The sequence below is a fragment of the Thioalkalivibrio sp. HK1 genome, from assembly GCA_000583135.1.
Lineage (GTDB): Bacteria > Pseudomonadota > Gammaproteobacteria > HK1 > HK1 > HK1.
Genome location: JFBG01000016.1, coordinates 57,381 through 72,539 on the forward strand (window position 1 = coordinate 57,381; position 15,159 = coordinate 72,539).

10 protein-coding genes are annotated in these 15,159 nt (G+C 59.0%); 5 read left to right on the forward strand and 5 right to left on the reverse strand.

The window, feature by feature from the left end:
• Positions 1-64: 64 nt before the first annotated feature.
• From BF99_RS0106100 to BF99_RS0106120, 4 genes are all read left to right on the forward strand, one after another.
• On the forward strand, positions 65-4,852 hold the full coding sequence (locus tag BF99_RS0106100; protein WP_156013186.1) for a beta strand repeat-containing protein: 4,788 nt from the start codon (positions 65-67) through the stop codon (positions 4,850-4,852).
• A gap of 489 nt (positions 4,853-5,341) precedes the next feature.
• Complete coding sequence (locus BF99_RS0106110; protein ID WP_197019056.1) at positions 5,342-7,648, forward strand: xanthine dehydrogenase family protein molybdopterin-binding subunit; 2,307 nt, start codon at positions 5,342-5,344, stop codon at positions 7,646-7,648.
• A gap of 146 nt (positions 7,649-7,794) precedes the next feature.
• The gene (locus tag BF99_RS20325) at positions 7,795-8,046 is read left to right on the forward strand and encodes a MoaD/ThiS family protein (RefSeq protein WP_156013187.1); all 252 of its coding nucleotides are present in this window, start codon (positions 7,795-7,797) and stop codon (positions 8,044-8,046) included.
• Between the two features lie 467 nt (positions 8,047-8,513).
• Complete coding sequence (locus tag BF99_RS0106120) at positions 8,514-8,750, forward strand: hypothetical protein (protein WP_025770176.1); 237 nt, start codon at positions 8,514-8,516, stop codon at positions 8,748-8,750.
• Positions 8,751-9,092: 342 nt separating this feature from the next.
• On the opposite strand, the gene BF99_RS0106130 is transcribed toward BF99_RS0106120, so the two are convergent.
• From BF99_RS0106130 to BF99_RS20330, 5 genes are all read right to left on the reverse strand, one after another.
• On the reverse strand, positions 9,093-10,724 hold the full coding sequence (locus BF99_RS0106130) for a GMC family oxidoreductase (protein WP_025770178.1): 1,632 nt from the start codon (positions 10,722-10,724) through the stop codon (positions 9,093-9,095).
• Between the two features lie 18 nt (positions 10,725-10,742).
• Positions 10,743-11,540 (reverse strand): SDR family oxidoreductase, encoded by a 798-nt coding sequence (locus BF99_RS0106135; protein ID WP_231471318.1) that lies wholly within the window; start codon positions 11,538-11,540, stop codon positions 10,743-10,745.
• A 459-nt stretch (positions 11,541-11,999) separates the two neighbouring features.
• Positions 12,000-12,233, reverse strand: a complete 234-nt coding sequence (locus BF99_RS0106140; RefSeq protein WP_025770180.1) for a hypothetical protein — start codon at positions 12,231-12,233, stop codon at positions 12,000-12,002.
• Between the two features lie 93 nt (positions 12,234-12,326).
• Entirely contained in the window at positions 12,327-12,671 is a 345-nt protein-coding gene (locus tag BF99_RS0106145) for a hypothetical protein (RefSeq protein WP_156013188.1), read from the reverse strand.
• 505 nt (positions 12,672-13,176) lie between these two features.
• Entirely contained in the window at positions 13,177-13,545 is a 369-nt protein-coding gene (locus BF99_RS20330; RefSeq protein WP_038097466.1) for a hypothetical protein, read from the reverse strand.
• Between the two features lie 1,448 nt (positions 13,546-14,993).
• Here BF99_RS20330 and BF99_RS22810 point away from each other — a divergent pair.
• Positions 14,994-15,131 carry a hypothetical protein gene (locus BF99_RS22810; RefSeq protein WP_156013189.1) on the forward strand — a complete coding sequence of 46 codons (138 nt, stop codon included), beginning with the start codon at positions 14,994-14,996 and terminating at the stop codon, positions 15,129-15,131.
• The last annotated feature ends 28 nt before the right edge of the window (positions 15,132-15,159 follow it).

Genomic DNA, 15,159 nt, shown 5'->3' on the forward strand with positions numbered 1-15,159 from the left:
GGCGGCGGGTTTTTCACAGCCAAGCCTAATCAACGAGCAGCCGTGACAAGGAGTGCCATTGACGATGAACACCACAACGATTGATTGCACCGGTTCGAACCAGTATCCGGCTCCGGTGCCGCTCGATGGCTCGCCTACCGAAAGACCGCTTCGCTCGGCGATCGTTTTCACCCTCACCCTCATCCTCGGCTCGTTGTCGATGCTTGCAGCCTTCCCCGGCACTGCGGGCGCGCAAATCACGGCGGCGAAAGATTGTATCGCTCGCCCCGTGGGCAATTCCGGGAGTTACACGAGCACCTGCGCTCATGATGTTTCGTTGACAGGTTATAAAACCCTCAACATCCCGGGGGCAACACAATGCAATGCCAGAACGGGGACTAGCGCCACGATAGATGCCGGATCAAGCGGCACCATTGGAGTCGCTGAAAATCCTCAAACGGTTTGTCTCGAATACACCGATGCCGCAACGCAGTATTCTTCGGGCTATGCGGCCTGCAATATCACCGCCAACGATTGCGGCAGCAGCGGGGTGACATACAGCGAAGCGACGAAACTACCGGTCGCCACCATCTCCGTCGGTAGTACATCGCTGGACGAAGGAGGTTCGTCGGGCGCCACGATCGCCATCATCGTGAGCGATTCTCAAGCGATCATCACACAGAATTTGGTCATCAACTTCACGAGCGACAACTCGGATGTGACCATCACTCCGACCTCGTTGACATTTACGGAAAGCAACAAGAACACCGCTCAGACCATCACCCTCACCGGGGCGCAAGATGCCGATGGGGTCAACGATACCGCCACCATCACCGCCACACCTGCCATTACCAGCGGTGTCTACGCTGCGGTCGCGACGGGTACGGCCACCGTGTTCGACGATGACGATGGCATCGTATTGAGCGATGCGGCGGTCACCGTCAACGAGGGGGGTGGTCCCGGCACCTTCACCGTCGAACTCAGCAAAGAACCGAGCAGTGGCCCCGTTACCTTGTCGGTGGCAAGCGGCGATACGAATTTGGTCACGGTCTCGCCCCGCACGCTGACTTTCACCACTTCGAACTACTCTACGGCGCAGACGGTGATCGTCACCCCGGCGGGTAGTGATAACGACGGCACGGACGAATCGGTGAACATCACCGTTTCCGCTACCAGCGGTACCACCGCCATCGATCAGACGAAAACGATCACCGTCGCCGATGATGACGGGGAGATCGTAGTGAGCGCAGGTGTGATCAATCTCATCGAGGGCGGTAGCGCCGGCTCCTTGGCCGTCACCTTGGGCGCACCCCCGAAAGCGAGTGCCACCATCACGGTGACGAGCGACGATACCGGTGCGGTCACGGTTTCTCCTGCTTCTTTGACCTTCAGTGCCTCGAACTACCAAACGCCGCAAACGGTGACGCTCACCCCCGTTATCGATAGCGGCGTGCTCGATGAGTCGGTCACCGTCACGCTATCGGCCGGCGCCGGTTATCGGGCTTCGGATGTGAGTAGAAGGGTAGAGGTGGATGATGATGCGCCTACGCCCTTCGACGGCACCATCATGGTCGATCCCGAAACCATCACCGTCGAGGAGGGCAGTACGGTCAATGTCGCCGTCACCCTCAGCGAAGCCCCGACCACCGATGTGGTTTTGAAGGTGATCAACCCAAGCGGCAGCGTCTTCGAAGACGTAACGTTGTCCTCTAGCAATATCAATACCTCGAACTGGAGCAATACCATAACGCTCTCCATCGAGGCGGCCGAAGACAGCGATTACGATGACGAAGTCGACACGATCATTTTGGTGATCGAGGTGGATGATTCAGATGGGGGAGTGACCAGAAGCAGAGAGTTCGCAAGGAAAAGCCTGATCGTCTCCGTGGATGACGACGACACGCCTCCTTCGGGGAGTATCGTGGTGAGCAGCCCTACGGTTTCTCTCGACGAGGGCGGCAATGACGGTACGTTCTTCGTCAGTCTCGGCGGCACCGCCCCGACACAGAATGTTGTCTTGTCGGTGACAAGCGCCGATACGGGTGCGGTTACGGTCTCGCCGGCAACGTTGACCTTCACTCCGGCGAACTCCACCACGACGCAGACGGTGACCGTCTCTCCGGTGGACGATGACGATTCCGCGGACGAAAGTGTCACGATCGCCTTGGCCGTCACCTCGAATAACTTGACTGCTGCCGATCAGATCACGACGGTCACCGTGGACGATGACGAGGTTAGCAGCGTCGATTTCGATCGCGAAGGCCCGCTCACCATCACCGAGGGGAATTCGCTGACCATCGCCGTCATGCTCGGCGGTCAAGCTCCGACCCAAAACGTCACCGTCAACATCGGCAAGAGCAACGCTGACGTCAAGATCGACACCGATCCCAATGCCGATGGCGATCAGCAGGCGTTGACCTTCACCCCCCAAAATTCAACGGATCCGCAATCCGTCGTCATCACGGTGGTGCACGATGCAGACGTGACGGACGAGACCGACACCATCACTTTTGCCGCCACCGGAGGGATCACCGCCACATCGACGAAAGCCCTGACGATCATCGATGACGACACTCCCAGGATCGTGGTCAGACCCGCCGGAACGCTCGTCTTCGACGAGGGTCGCACTCACGAGATGACCGTCAATCTCAGCGGCAATACTCCGACCACGGACGTCACAGTGGCATTGACGAATACCAACTCGGATATCACCTTCGATACCAACCCCAATATTGCGGGCAATCAGACTGCGTTGACCTTTACTCCCACCAACTCCACCGTCCCTCAAACCGTCTCCGTCATGTCGATAGTCGATAGCGATTCGACGGACGATACCGACACCATCACCCTGACCGCGACCGGGGGGATATCGGCGACCATGACCAAAGCGGTCGACTTGAGGGAAAGACCCTTCAGGTTGTCTTCCGACGATGCTTTGGTCATACCGGAAGGTGCTTCGAGGGTTTTCTCCTTCAGACTCGCCGCTCGGCCGACCGGAGACGTCGACGTTGCCGTTTCGAGCACCAACCAGGACATCACGGTCTCCCCGGAATCGTTTTCTTTCAGCACCGCGAACTGGAATTCATCGCGAAATGTCAGCGTTTCCGTCGCCGAGGATGACGATCCGGATGACGATAGAGGCACCGTCATTTTGACCGCCACCGGAAGCGGGCTCACCGGGCGCACCGTTGACAAACTCATCGAAGTGGATGACAACGACGATATTCGTTTTTCCGTCGACACCCTCGAAGTGGACGAGGAAGGCGAGTCGACATTCACGGTCCGTCTTTGGAAGCGCCCGAGCGGCAATGTCAATCTGAATTTCTCGAACGATAACCAAGACGTCACCGTCGATGTCGATCCGAATCTCGATGGGGTGCAGAATATCCTGTCCTTTAGCACCTTGAATTGGGATCAAAGGATGACCGTCACCGTCAAGGCGGCTCGGGATATCGATACCATCGACGATACCGATTCGATCGTCATCACCAGCCAGGACGTCTCGGGAGCGACTCTCCCGGTGAGGGTGAACGATACGACCTTCACCGTGATCAAATCCCCCGCCGGCGGTTTGAGATTGGAGGAGAGTGCGGGCCAGACCCTTTATTTCGCGCTCGACAAGCCGCCGAATGCGGATCAAATCCAAGTCCGGCTTTCGAACGAGAACGAAGATATCACTTTGAATCCCAGGGTGTTGACGTTCACGCTTTCGAACTGGCAGACAGCGCAAAGCGTCAGGATATTCGCCCGCGATGACAACGATACCGATGACGACTCCGATACCGTTACCATCGCCGCGACCGGTATCTTCGATCGTCGCTTCGAGGTGAGCGTCGCGGATGCCGACCAAGAACTCGAGCAAATCTCTCCGCGCTTCATTCTCTCCCCCGAGGAGAGGATAGTGATCGTCGAAGGACGCGCTTCGTTTCTTCATGTGCGGCTCAACGGTCGGCCGACATCGGAGGTCGTGGTCGACTTGCAAAGAACCAATCCGGTGTTGAGGTTGAGCCCGCCTCAGATCTCCTTCGGTCCTTCGACTTGGAAAGATCCGGTGGTGGTGAGGGTTTCCGCCGATGCCGATGCCGATACCACGAGCCATCTCGATACCATCACCTTGGTGGCCGACGGATTTCCCGATACGAGGCTTGCCGTCGAGGTGATCGACGAGACCGGGATCGGATGGCCGGTAAAGACTCGGGCGTTGGCTTTCCCGCCGGCAACCGTGCACGACAGTGCGACCATGCGCGTGCGTTGCGCTCAAAACACTCCCTGCACGGTGTACATGGATTGCAAGGCTCAAGACGGGACTCCCTTCTCCGGCGAACTCCCGAGCCCGATTCCGGCTTTTGGCACGACGACCTTGACCAACGCTCGATTGGCCGAGGTCATCGGCGGCAGTTGGGCAGGGCGGGGTCGTTTGGGATGCGATCTCCGTAGCATTTCCGAGATATCGGCGCAGATATGGACGCGTTCGGGCGACGGGGTGTTGGTCAACAACACCGCTTTCCTCCGCTCGGCTCCCGAGGGAGATGTGCACCGAGCGGATGTTGAATCGATATCCTCGCCCGGGAATTCGGAGAAGTCGAATTTGCGTATCCGATGCATCTCCGAGAACGGCGTGCGTTGCCACGAGATGAGTCTGGCGTGTTACGACGATGCAGGCAATCGATACGATGGCGCGTTGGGTTCTTTGCTTTCGGGGTCCGTGCTCCATCTGCAAAGCGAATCGCTCGCCGACATCATCCGCTATCGGTGGAACGATATGAGTCTGGCGTGCGAGCTGCGCTCGAATCAGCCCTTCACGGTGCAGGTGTTGACCCGCACCGGCGGTGGCGGAGCGCTGGTCAACAACAGTGCAACCGGTAGCCCCTGACGTCTTATAGATATTCCGATGGATATGAGATGGATATGCGCCGCACCCTTGAAGTCGTAAAGGGTGCGGCGTGAGCATGCGGCGAAAGAGATAGAGATCGATACGAGAACGAGAAATCCGAGCGCCTGACCATCCGATTGGAATGGTGCCGAGGAAAGAATCGTTTGCGGATATCGATTGTGGATATCGGCTGTGGATATCGAGGATTGGCATTGACTTGGGTCGAAGCCAGAGCATCGCTCGTCGAGAACCCATCGCTTATTCGAAACGCCGGCTTCGTTTTTCGGGTATCTTGAATATCATCAAGGCATGTTGAAAGCCTTCCGCAAGGGCAATTCCTCTTTTTTGAAAAAATCCGATCGCGGCATTGCAAGGGTCGCGGTCGATCGCGATCCCCAGAGAATTGCTTGGTGAGCGCAGGTCGTATTCCTTAGCGGTTTTTTCGATCAAAGCATGATTTCCGCTTCGCCGGATCGGAAAAGCCTGACCATGAGGGCTGTCGTTATGTGTGCGACACGCAACGCTTATCGCTGGGTCGGAAGTCGCCCGGTGCGCCCGGACGGATTGGAGAAAGTCACGGGAGCGGCGAAATACGGAGCGGATTTCACCCTGCCCGGAGCCCTTTACGGCAAGGTGCTGCGCAGTCCGCATGCCCATGCCCGTATTCTTTCCATCGATACCGAGCGCGCCGCCGCTTTGCCCGGGGTCAAAGCGGTGATCACCGGTGCGGATCTTCCGGATCATCCTTTCGAATACAGCGGACCCGAACGCCTTGCGCTCAACTTTTGGCATATCACCCGCAATATCCTGGCGCGCGAGAAGGCGCTTTACGAGGGGCATGCGGTGGCGGCGGTGGCGGCGACAAGCGCTTCCATCGCCCGCCGGGCGCTCGCTCTTATCGAGGTCGACTACGAGCCCTTGCCCCATGTGATCGATGTCGAGCGGGCGATGGCCAAGGACGCCCCCTTGCTCTTCGAGGATATGTTCACCCGCGGTGTCGAGCCGCCGCCGACCGAGCCCTCCAATATCTCCAAGCGGGTTTGCTTCGAGATGGGGGATGTAAAGGCCGGTTTCGCCGATGCCGACGAGATCGTCGAGAGGCATTTTCGTACCGCCCCCGTCCACCAAGCCTATATCGAGCCTCAGGCCTGTCTTGCGCAATGGCAAGGAGGCAAGGGGGAGATCTGGACATCGAGCCAAGGGCATTTCGCGGTGCGCAATCTCACCGCGCGCCTGACCGGCATGACCATCGGTGATTTGAAGGTCAACCCCGCCGAGATCGGGGGCGGCTTCGGCGGCAAGACGGTCGTCTATCTCGAACCCGTGGCCCTCGTTCTTTCGAGGCTTTCCGGTCATCCGGTGCGGATGAGCATGTCCCGAGAAGAGGTTTTCAAGGCCACCGGCCCGACCTCCGGCGCTTCGATGACCATCAAGATAGGCGTTTGTCGAGACGGCACCATGCGGGCCGCGGAAGCGATCTTGCGCTATCAGTCCGGGGCTTTCCCCGGCTCGCCGGTGATGAACGGCTGCATGTGCGCCTTCGCTCCCTATTCCATCGCCAACCAACGCACCATTGGCTATGACGTGGTCAGCAATCGACCCAAGGCGGCGGCCTATCGCGCCCCCGGCTCGCCGATATCGGCTTTTGCGGTCGAAAGCACCATCGATATCGCGGCCAAGACCATCGGTATGGATCCTTTGGAATTCAGACGGCTGAACGCCGCCCGGATCGGCACTCGTATGGTTTACGGTCCGCAGCTCGCCCATGGCGGCTATGTCGAGACCATCGATGCCTTGCGCGATCATCCCGGATATCAGGCGCCGCTCGGGCCGAATCAAGGGCGGGGAGTCGCCTCCGGTTATTGGTTCAATGGCGGCGGGGATTCGGGGGCGACGGTCTCCGTCAATGCCGACGGCACCTTGACTATCGCCACCGGCAGCCCCGATATCGGAGGAACCCGGGCATCGATGGCGATCATGGCCGCCGAGACGTTGGGGATCGACTACCACCGGATCCGCTCCGAGGTCGCCGATACCCAGACCGTGCCCTATTGTCATGTAACCGGCGGCTCCCGAGTGACCTACGCCACCGGCCTTGCGGTGATCGATGCCTGCAAGAAGGTGATCGACGATATGCGCGCTCGCGCCGCTTTGCTGCGCGATGTGGATGTGGAGCGTGTCGCTTGGGAGAATGGCCATGCCGTTCCCGCCGTCGACGCCGCCGGCGGCAAGATCGCCGAGTTCGAGCCCCTCTCTTTTCAGGAGATCGCCGCCAAATTCAGCGCCACCGGCGGCCCGATCGCCGCCACCGGGACGGTCAATGCCGGCGGTCAGGCCCCCGGGTTTTCAACCCAGTTCTGCGATGTGGAGGTCGATCCCGAAACCGGACGCGTGAGCATCTTGCGCTTCGTCGCCGCTCAGGATGCCGGGCGAGCCATTCACCCTTCCTATGTCGAAGGGCAGATCCAAGGCGGGGTGGTCCAAGGGATCGGATGGGCCTTGAACGAGGAATATATCTACGACGAAGCAAGCGGGACGATGAGCAATCCGGGTTTTTTGGATTATCGGGTGCCGGTTTCCTCGGATGTCCCGATGATCGAGCCGATCGTGGTCGAGGTGCCCAATCCCAATCATCCCTACGGTGTCAAAGGGGTCGGCGAGGTCAGTATCTGTCCGCCGATGGCCGCAATCGCCAATGCGGTGGCCGATGCCGTGGGAAGAAGGATGCAAGAGTTGCCGATGTCCCCCCCTCGTATCCTCCACGCTCTCAATCATCGCCAAGATCCCGAGCTTTGAAGGGTTGAGGCCGGCCCTTTTGAATCGTCTGATCCTCTCTTCGCCGTATCGTTCGATCTCGTATCACACCGTATTCGCAAGCCTTCGACGGAACCCGGTTCATTCGAATACGAGCCTTGATAAGCCTTTTCGGGGGACTTGAAACAATGAGCGTTCGCGTCGTTTTATCCACCGGCACCGGCTTGGAGCGCACCGGGGGGTGCAAGGAATTCGAGATCGAGGCGCGTACCATGCGCGAGCTCGTTCGCAAGATGGATCAACGCTTTCCCGGGCTAGGTGCTTGGCTCGAAGAAGAAACCGCCGTTGCCATCAACGGCGAAATCCACGATACCGTCCATTTCCAGCCACTGCCGGAAAACGCCGAGGTTTTCTTCCTGCCGAAGATCGAGGCCGGGTAGCCCCCGAATCCCCGTGACTTTGTGACCTTATGCGCTCGAAGTCGGTCCCCATCGGATAGATCGGGGGAAGCAGTTCGAGCGTGCCCCTCGGTCGAAGCGTGCACCCCGTTTAACCCCTGCGCGTTCGCGAACCGGGCGGCGGTCACGATCCCGCCCCGGGGTCGGGTCTTGGGCTTTCGCTTTCCGCCCGCCCCGTTTGCGCATCCGCTCGGTGAACGGGACGCAGGTTGAGCCTTCGCCCACCCGCTCGGTGCGTCGGGATCGCCCCCCGAGCGGGTATCCACCTTCGCCGATATATTGGCGAATATGCTATGAAAATATCCTGTATATTATGGGGTGCTAGGCCTTGAGCACGGGGCCGAGTTCGAGCCCCGAGCGCATCCGTTCACCGACGGGGTGCTCTATGCTCGAAGTCGAGGGGTGCACCTGCGCCCATCCACCCACCGAGAGAAGCGAAGGGGGCTCACATGAGCGACGACGAAAAGCGGGTGATGGACAAATGGGCAGTCGATTACGAAGTTCGGATGCAGTCGATGGAAACGGCCGCGGGGCGTTTCGAGCGTGAGATCGTCGAGATTCGCAAATCGTTGGTGGACATCCAAGTACAAATCGCAGGTATCAACCGAAGCGTAGCCGTGATCAACGCCATCGCAGCTGCGGTAATAGCGTGCGTGGTGATCGGAGTGCACGTCTTCGGAGGGTAAGCCTTTTCGCCGCATCGACTTCGAGCGGGTGAGCCCGCAGGTTCGACCTCCCCCTTTTTTTCGGCACTATCCGATATAATTCCCTTTTTTCCGTATTTGATCGTCATGCCCCGATCGGTGCATAGGTGAGTATATCGCCCGCTCCAACACTCCTAGGATGCGGGCGGCCAAGGCATTGGCGAAGATATTTTGGGGTATCCGAGAGATGGCCGGTAAAGGTTCCACCCCGCTGACAAGAGCCCCGGGGCTCTTCCCGCAAGGGATAGGTGGGGTGGTCATTATGAAAAGTATCGAGTGGATTCGGTTTTGAATCGATCGATCGCGTTCATGATTCGAAGGCACTCAAAGCGTCGCCGCTTCGGGCGGGTCTTTATCGAGGATCAAATCGGCGGCTTTCTCGCCGATCATCAAGGTGGAGGCGTTGGTATTGGCCGAGGGCATCATCGGCATGATCGAGGCGTCGACGACCCTCAAGCCCTCGACGCCATGTACCTGAAGGCGATCGTCGACCACCGCCATCGGATCGCTTGCCGGTCCCATGCGGCAGCTCCCCATCAAATGAAAGGCGGTGGTGCCGATTTCGCGAACGAAGTCCAGGATATCCTCGTCGCGATCGACCCCCTCCCCCGGAAGCGCCTCGCGCTCGAACCAAGGCCGCAGCGGTGCGGCCCGCATCAGCCGTTTCGCCAGCCGAATGCCTTTGACGATGACCTGTCGGTCATATTCCTCGGCGAGATAATTCGGTTGAATCACGGGCTTGTCGAGGGGATTCGGGGTGCGGGCGCGAACGAAGCCGCTGCTTTGCGGGCGCTGCTGCCAGACCGCGATCGTCGCCCCCGGCTCGCTTTCCAAGGTGGATTGCACGCCTTGACGATAGCTGGCGGGGGTGAATGTCAACTGTAGATCGCCACCGTCCAAGGCCTCGTCGGATTTCCAAAAACAACCCACGAGCGTCGGCTGCAAGGTGAGAATCCCTTTCCCGGCGAGAAAATACTTGGCGATCTCGATGCCAAGGCGCCAGCCCCGGGCGAGTTCGTTGATGGTCCGGGTGTCTTTGACCCTGAAAGCGGTCCGCACGGCATAATGATCGCGCAGGTTCTCCCCGACCCCCGGTAGAGCGCGGTATACCGGCACTCCCAAATCCCCGAGCAGCGAAGGGGGGCCGATCCCCGAAATTTGAAGGAGCTGCGGCGAGTTGACGGCTCCGCCGGCGATGATTACCTCGCGGGTGGCGTAGACCTCATGTCGCGAGCCTGCACGCAAATACTCGACCCCGCATGCGCGGGGGCCATCGAAGATGATTCGGCTGGCATGCGCATGAGGACGTACGTCGACATTGGCGCGTCGCATCGCCGGCCGCAGGTGCGCTCTTGCGCTGCTCATCCTCCGAGCGCGATGCACGCTGCGCTGGAAATAACCGACACCCTCTTGTCGCTGTCCGTTGTAATCGGGATTGCGCGGGATGCCCAAGCTCTCGGCGCCTTCGATGAAGGCATCGCACAGCGGATTTTTCCAGTGCAGATCCTCGACCTTGAATTCCCCGTCGCGGCCTCGGAAGCGATCGTCGCCGTCGCCGATCCGGCATTCGCTTCGCCGAAAATAAGGCAGTACATCGGCATAGCCCCAGCCTCGATTGCCGCGCTGGGCCCAGTGATCGAAATCCGCCCGCTGCCCTCGGTTGTAGATGTGGCCGTTGATCGAGCTCGATCCGCCGAAGGTCTTGCCGCGGGGATGGGCGATGCGTCGACCGGCGGTGCCGGGGCCGGGTTCCGCCTCGTAGAGCCAGTTCACCGCCGGATCGGTCATGGTCTTCATGAATCCGGCGGGGATATGGATGAAGGGATTCGAGTCGCGTCCGCCGGCCTCCAAGGCACACACCCGAAAGCGACCGTCGGCACTCAATCGATTGACGAGGACGGCTCCGGCGGTTCCGGTTCCGACGACCACGAAATCGAAGGCTTCCCCCTCGGGCATTTCGAATATCCGTATTGACTACCCGCGACCGATAAAGGGCATCTTGGTCGCCATGACCGTCAGGGTCTGAATATTGGCATCGAGCGGCATGCGTGCCATGCACAGCAGCGCTTGGGCTACGTGTTCTGGATCCATGACCGGCTCGATCGCGATCTCCCCATTGGCTTGGGGAACCCCCTTGGTCATCGGGGTCGCCATTTCGGTCAAGGCGTTGCCGATGTCGATCTGGCCGCAGGCGATATCGTATCGCCGGCCGTCCAGCGAGGTCGAGCGAGTAAGCCCGGTGATGGCATGTTTGGTGGCGGTATAAGGGGAGGAATTCGGGCGCGGGGCATGGGCGGAGATCGAGCCGTTATTGACGATGCGCCCCCCGCCGGGGGTCTGGCTTTTCATCAGCCGGAACGCCGCTTGCGTGCACAGGAAGACCCCGGTGAGGTTGATATCGACCACTTCTTTCCACTGTTCGACCGATATCTCCTCGAGCGGGACCCCGGGGGCGGAGATCCCGGCGTTGTTGAAAAGAAAATCCAAGCGGCCGAAATGTCGATGCGTCGCGGCGAAGAGATCTCGCACCGAATCCGGATCGCTGACATCCGCCGGAAGCGCCAAGGCTCGATCGGCGGCGCCTTGGGCCATCGCTTTCGTCTCTTGAAGCGCGCTTTCTCGCCGCCCGACCAATACCACCGACCAGCCCTCGCGCAGCATCGCCAGCGCACAAGAACGCCCGACCCCGCTACCGGCGCCGGTGATCATCGCGATCTTCGATCCGCCATCCTCGCTCGTATTCATATAGGTCTCCTCGAGGCTATGGGTCATAAGGTTTGTGCGCCGTCGTTGCGTCGCTGCCGATCAGGGTCTAAAAAAAAGGAATTATATCGGGTAGTGCCGACGGATAACCGAGAAAAAGGGGCTCGCACAGAGCCCCTTTTTATTGCCTATTACTCGTTATGAGCCAAACCAAGCGACTATGAAGAATATCATCGACGGCGACACTTGCATCGGACGCTCATCCTCGCTGAAATCCACCGTAGTGTCGTTATTCGCCAGATGGAAGCTAAGATTACGGGTCGGTATCGCAAAGCGGTTTGTCGTCGATCTTAGATGTCATCAAGAATCCATTGATCCACCGAAGCCTTATTTTGATTCTGGCAATCGCTCATACACTTGCCATAATCATCTTCGTGCACATCACGACAGGAAATCTCACACGATCCCACCGCCTGTGGCGGAGACATAAACCCGCCATTGCCGGTCGGCTGGGCGGTGATGATCGGCTCATCGGTCGGCTTGGTCTCGGATCCACTCGCTCTCTTCGCCCCCGTCTTCGGGCTTCAATCCAGTGCACCCGAAAATCGGATGGCAGACCCTTGCGCTCATAGATTCCTCGATGGCATCCATCGCCTCGATCACGTCCTGCGCCTTGAAGGTCTCGGCGGATGCGCTCGGGGGGCATCCCTCGGCGGTACATGATGCGTCGGCGTGCACCGCACCGGCGAAGCCGAAGAGCATCGCAATCAGCGCTATTTTTTTGGGAATTATATCGAATAGTGCCGAAAGATAACCGAGAAAAAGGGGCTCGCACGGAGCCCCTTTTTTATTGGGTTATTTCCCGCAATAAAGCGCGCACAGGATAGCCACGAAGTAAAACGCCGTCTGAGTCTCTTCGGTTCGGATCGTAGTGGCATCGTTATCCGCCAGATGGAAGCAGGAGTAGGCATCGGTGTCGCAAATCGAGTCCTCGCCGAGTTTGATGTCATATTCCGGCTCCGGCTCCGGCTTCAAGGACGCTGCGCCGTGACTGCCGACGCTCGATGCGCCTTGAATCATCGAAGTCATATCCATATCGACCGAAGACTGGATTCCGACTTGCCCGGTCGCTTCTTGAGAGCCCGCATGAGCCGCCCCGACGAAGCCGAAGAGCATCACAATCATTGCTATCTTTTTCATGGCTGATATCCTCAGTGGTTATCCCTTCCGGTGATGTTCCTACATTATTACCTTACTTTGAGCGAAATGTCAAGATATTTTTTCGGCACCCTTCTTTTCGGCACCATTCGATGTGATTTCCTAAAAAGAACGCTCCTCGTAGTGCGCCGACTACGATGGGCGTTCTCGCTTGGCGTATCGCCTCCCGCTAAGAACTGCTGACGCATCGGGTCGAGATCACCCCGTGGACGGGCGCAGGAACGGGGGGCGGGTGAAAGTGACGGGGGCGGTGACTAACCACTCGCCCGAACGGAGATTTTTTCGGGGTAAGAATTGAAACCCCGTTGAGAAATACGCTATAAACAAAGGGATTTTAGAGCATGCCCTCGTCGGGGCGAAGGCTCGGCGGTCGGCGTGGGCACCGCACCCGTCGGGCGGTAGGGATTGGGGCTGCTGCGATAACCGACCGCTAAGGGGCGGTCAACCTAAGCGGGCGCACCCGCTCGGGGGATTGATGCGCAGGGGCTCAGCCCCCGAAAGGTCGCACTTCGATCCATAGCCAAAGTGCACCGAAGATCGCAAGCCCCGTTTGGATGCGGGCCAAAGCCGCTTGCATCTTCGCTATTGTTTTGCGCAGGCCCTTCCGCTCGGTGCGCAGGTCTCTCTGCTCGATGATCATTTCCTTGACCGCCGTTTCCACGACCCGCATCCGAATCTCGTGATCGTTGAATAGTCGATCGATGAGTTCCTGCTTTTCGACTTCGCTCATCGACCCCCCTTCGCTACGCTCGATTGATGGGCGAATGTGCCCCATCCGCTCGGTGTTCGGATGCGCTTGGGGCGCCCCTTCGCCCAGCGCATCGATGCGCAGCCCCCCGAGCGAACCCACCTTCACGACCGAAGCCCGCTTCGGCGCTCACCTGCGCCCGAAGGGGGGGGCGATCCCGTTCGAAGCCCCCCGAACGATCCGCCCGCATTCGCCAGCATTTATCCGATAAGTCATGCGAGGATATTTATTATCCGATATAGCATGGTTGATATTGAATAAATGCAAGTGCTCAGGTGAAGGGTGGGCAAAGCCCCGAGCGCACCATTGCCCGAGCGGATGGGCTATGATCGGGGTTGAGCGGGTGGGTGCACCTGCGCCCATCAATCAATCTAGCGAGGCGAAGGGGGGGGTCAATGGATTGGCAAACGATCGGGATATTGGTCGGGTTCGGGATTGCCATCCTTAGTGGGGTATTGGCGGGTCATCGCCGAGATTCGAGCGGTCGATGTTCGCATCAACGATCGCATCAATGCGGTGAAGAATGACATATCCCACCTTCACGCCGAAATCGGGTATATCAAAGGTAGGCTCGACCCCGTGCGCGCCCCGAGCGAAGCGAAGTAGCCGCCCGCCCAACCCCCCGAGGGGGAAAAGGTTGCCATCTCGCCTCCCCCTTTAGGGTCGGCGGATGCGCACCCCGTTCACGGGGCAGGCGGGATCGCAATCCCGCTTTGCGGTCGATTTGCGAGCGGTTTTTTCGAATCGCGGATCCTTCGCTCCGACGGGGGCATGCTCTAAAACCCCTTTATTCATAGCATATTTCTCAATGGGATTTCAGTTCTTACCTTGATAACAAACGAGTTCGGACGAGTGGTTAGTCACCGTCCCCGCCACTTTCACCCACCCCCGTTCCTGCGCCTGTCCACGGGGCGATCTCGACCCGGAACGGATCCGAGGATATCTTCGAGAGCATATCCATCTACCGGAGCATCTCGGGTTGCGATTGGGATCGGAACCCGCCACCTTCTTAATCAAGGGATCGCGAGATAGCGCGCAAGAAACACGCTTACGGTGCTTATACCAATCTTGCGCGGGATTACTCGCCCCCGAAAAAATACCGAGCGAGCGCAGCGATCCCCACGATAGCGATCCCCCATTATGAGTCTTCGCTGCTCCAAAATGTATTTTTCGAGTCTCTCGGTCATCTTTTCAAGAGCGATGATCCTTCCTCGATAGTCAATCGGGATATCCTCGATACGCTCGATTCTTTTCTCTTCGCTCACGGTCTTCTCCTCCTCGGTCGCTTCCTTGGGAGCATGCCACAGCATACCGCTTCCTCGCTTGCATCGTCATCGCACCTTTCCCGTTGCGCCGTTGTTCACGAGGGCTCCGCTTCCGCCGGTGCGGGTCGGCACCGGCGCGGTGGATCTCGCATTCGCTCGAACCCCGCAAGCCAGACCCGACCCGTCCTAAGCGATACCTCAATCCCCGTCGCAAGTTCTTCCGATTGCAGGTGTCGAGTCGTTAGCCGGTCGATGCATCTTCGACGAGAGGTCGAGCGATGAGAGGGCTCCATGGCTTCGATGCACGACACCTGCGTTGCGACCGAAGCGCTCGACAAAGCCCGGATGATGCGCCGGCGGCTATGGGAAACCGGAAAAGGGCGGCGGTATGATGGCCTGTCATCCGGGGATTGGTACTTTTCCGTATAACTCCCATAGTAATCATAGACTTGGGTCA

What these genes read in the sequence shown, in the direction of transcription:
- BF99_RS0106100 (WP_156013186.1), top strand. Translation starts at nt 65, where the DNA reads ATGAACACCACAACGATTGATTGCACCGGTTCGAACCAGTATCCGGCT.
- BF99_RS0106110 (WP_197019056.1), top strand. Translation starts at nt 5,342, where the DNA reads ATGAGGGCTGTCGTTATGTGTGCGACACGCAACGCTTATCGCTGGGTC.
- BF99_RS20325 (WP_156013187.1), top strand. Translation starts at nt 7,795, where the DNA reads ATGAGCGTTCGCGTCGTTTTATCCACCGGCACCGGCTTGGAGCGCACC.
- BF99_RS0106120 (WP_025770176.1), top strand. Translation starts at nt 8,514, where the DNA reads ATGAGCGACGACGAAAAGCGGGTGATGGACAAATGGGCAGTCGATTAC.
- BF99_RS0106130 (WP_025770178.1), bottom strand. Translation starts at nt 10,724, where the DNA reads ATGCCCGAGGGGGAAGCCTTCGATTTCGTGGTCGTCGGAACCGGAACC.
- BF99_RS0106135 (WP_231471318.1), bottom strand. Translation starts at nt 11,540, where the DNA reads ATGACCCATAGCCTCGAGGAGACCTATATGAATACGAGCGAGGATGGC.
- BF99_RS0106140 (WP_025770180.1), bottom strand. Translation starts at nt 12,233, where the DNA reads ATGCTCTTCGGCTTCGCCGGTGCGGTGCACGCCGACGCATCATGTACC.
- BF99_RS0106145 (WP_156013188.1), bottom strand. Translation starts at nt 12,671, where the DNA reads ATGAAAAAGATAGCAATGATTGTGATGCTCTTCGGCTTCGTCGGGGCG.
- BF99_RS22810 (WP_156013189.1), top strand. Translation starts at nt 14,994, where the DNA reads ATGGCTTCGATGCACGACACCTGCGTTGCGACCGAAGCGCTCGACAAA.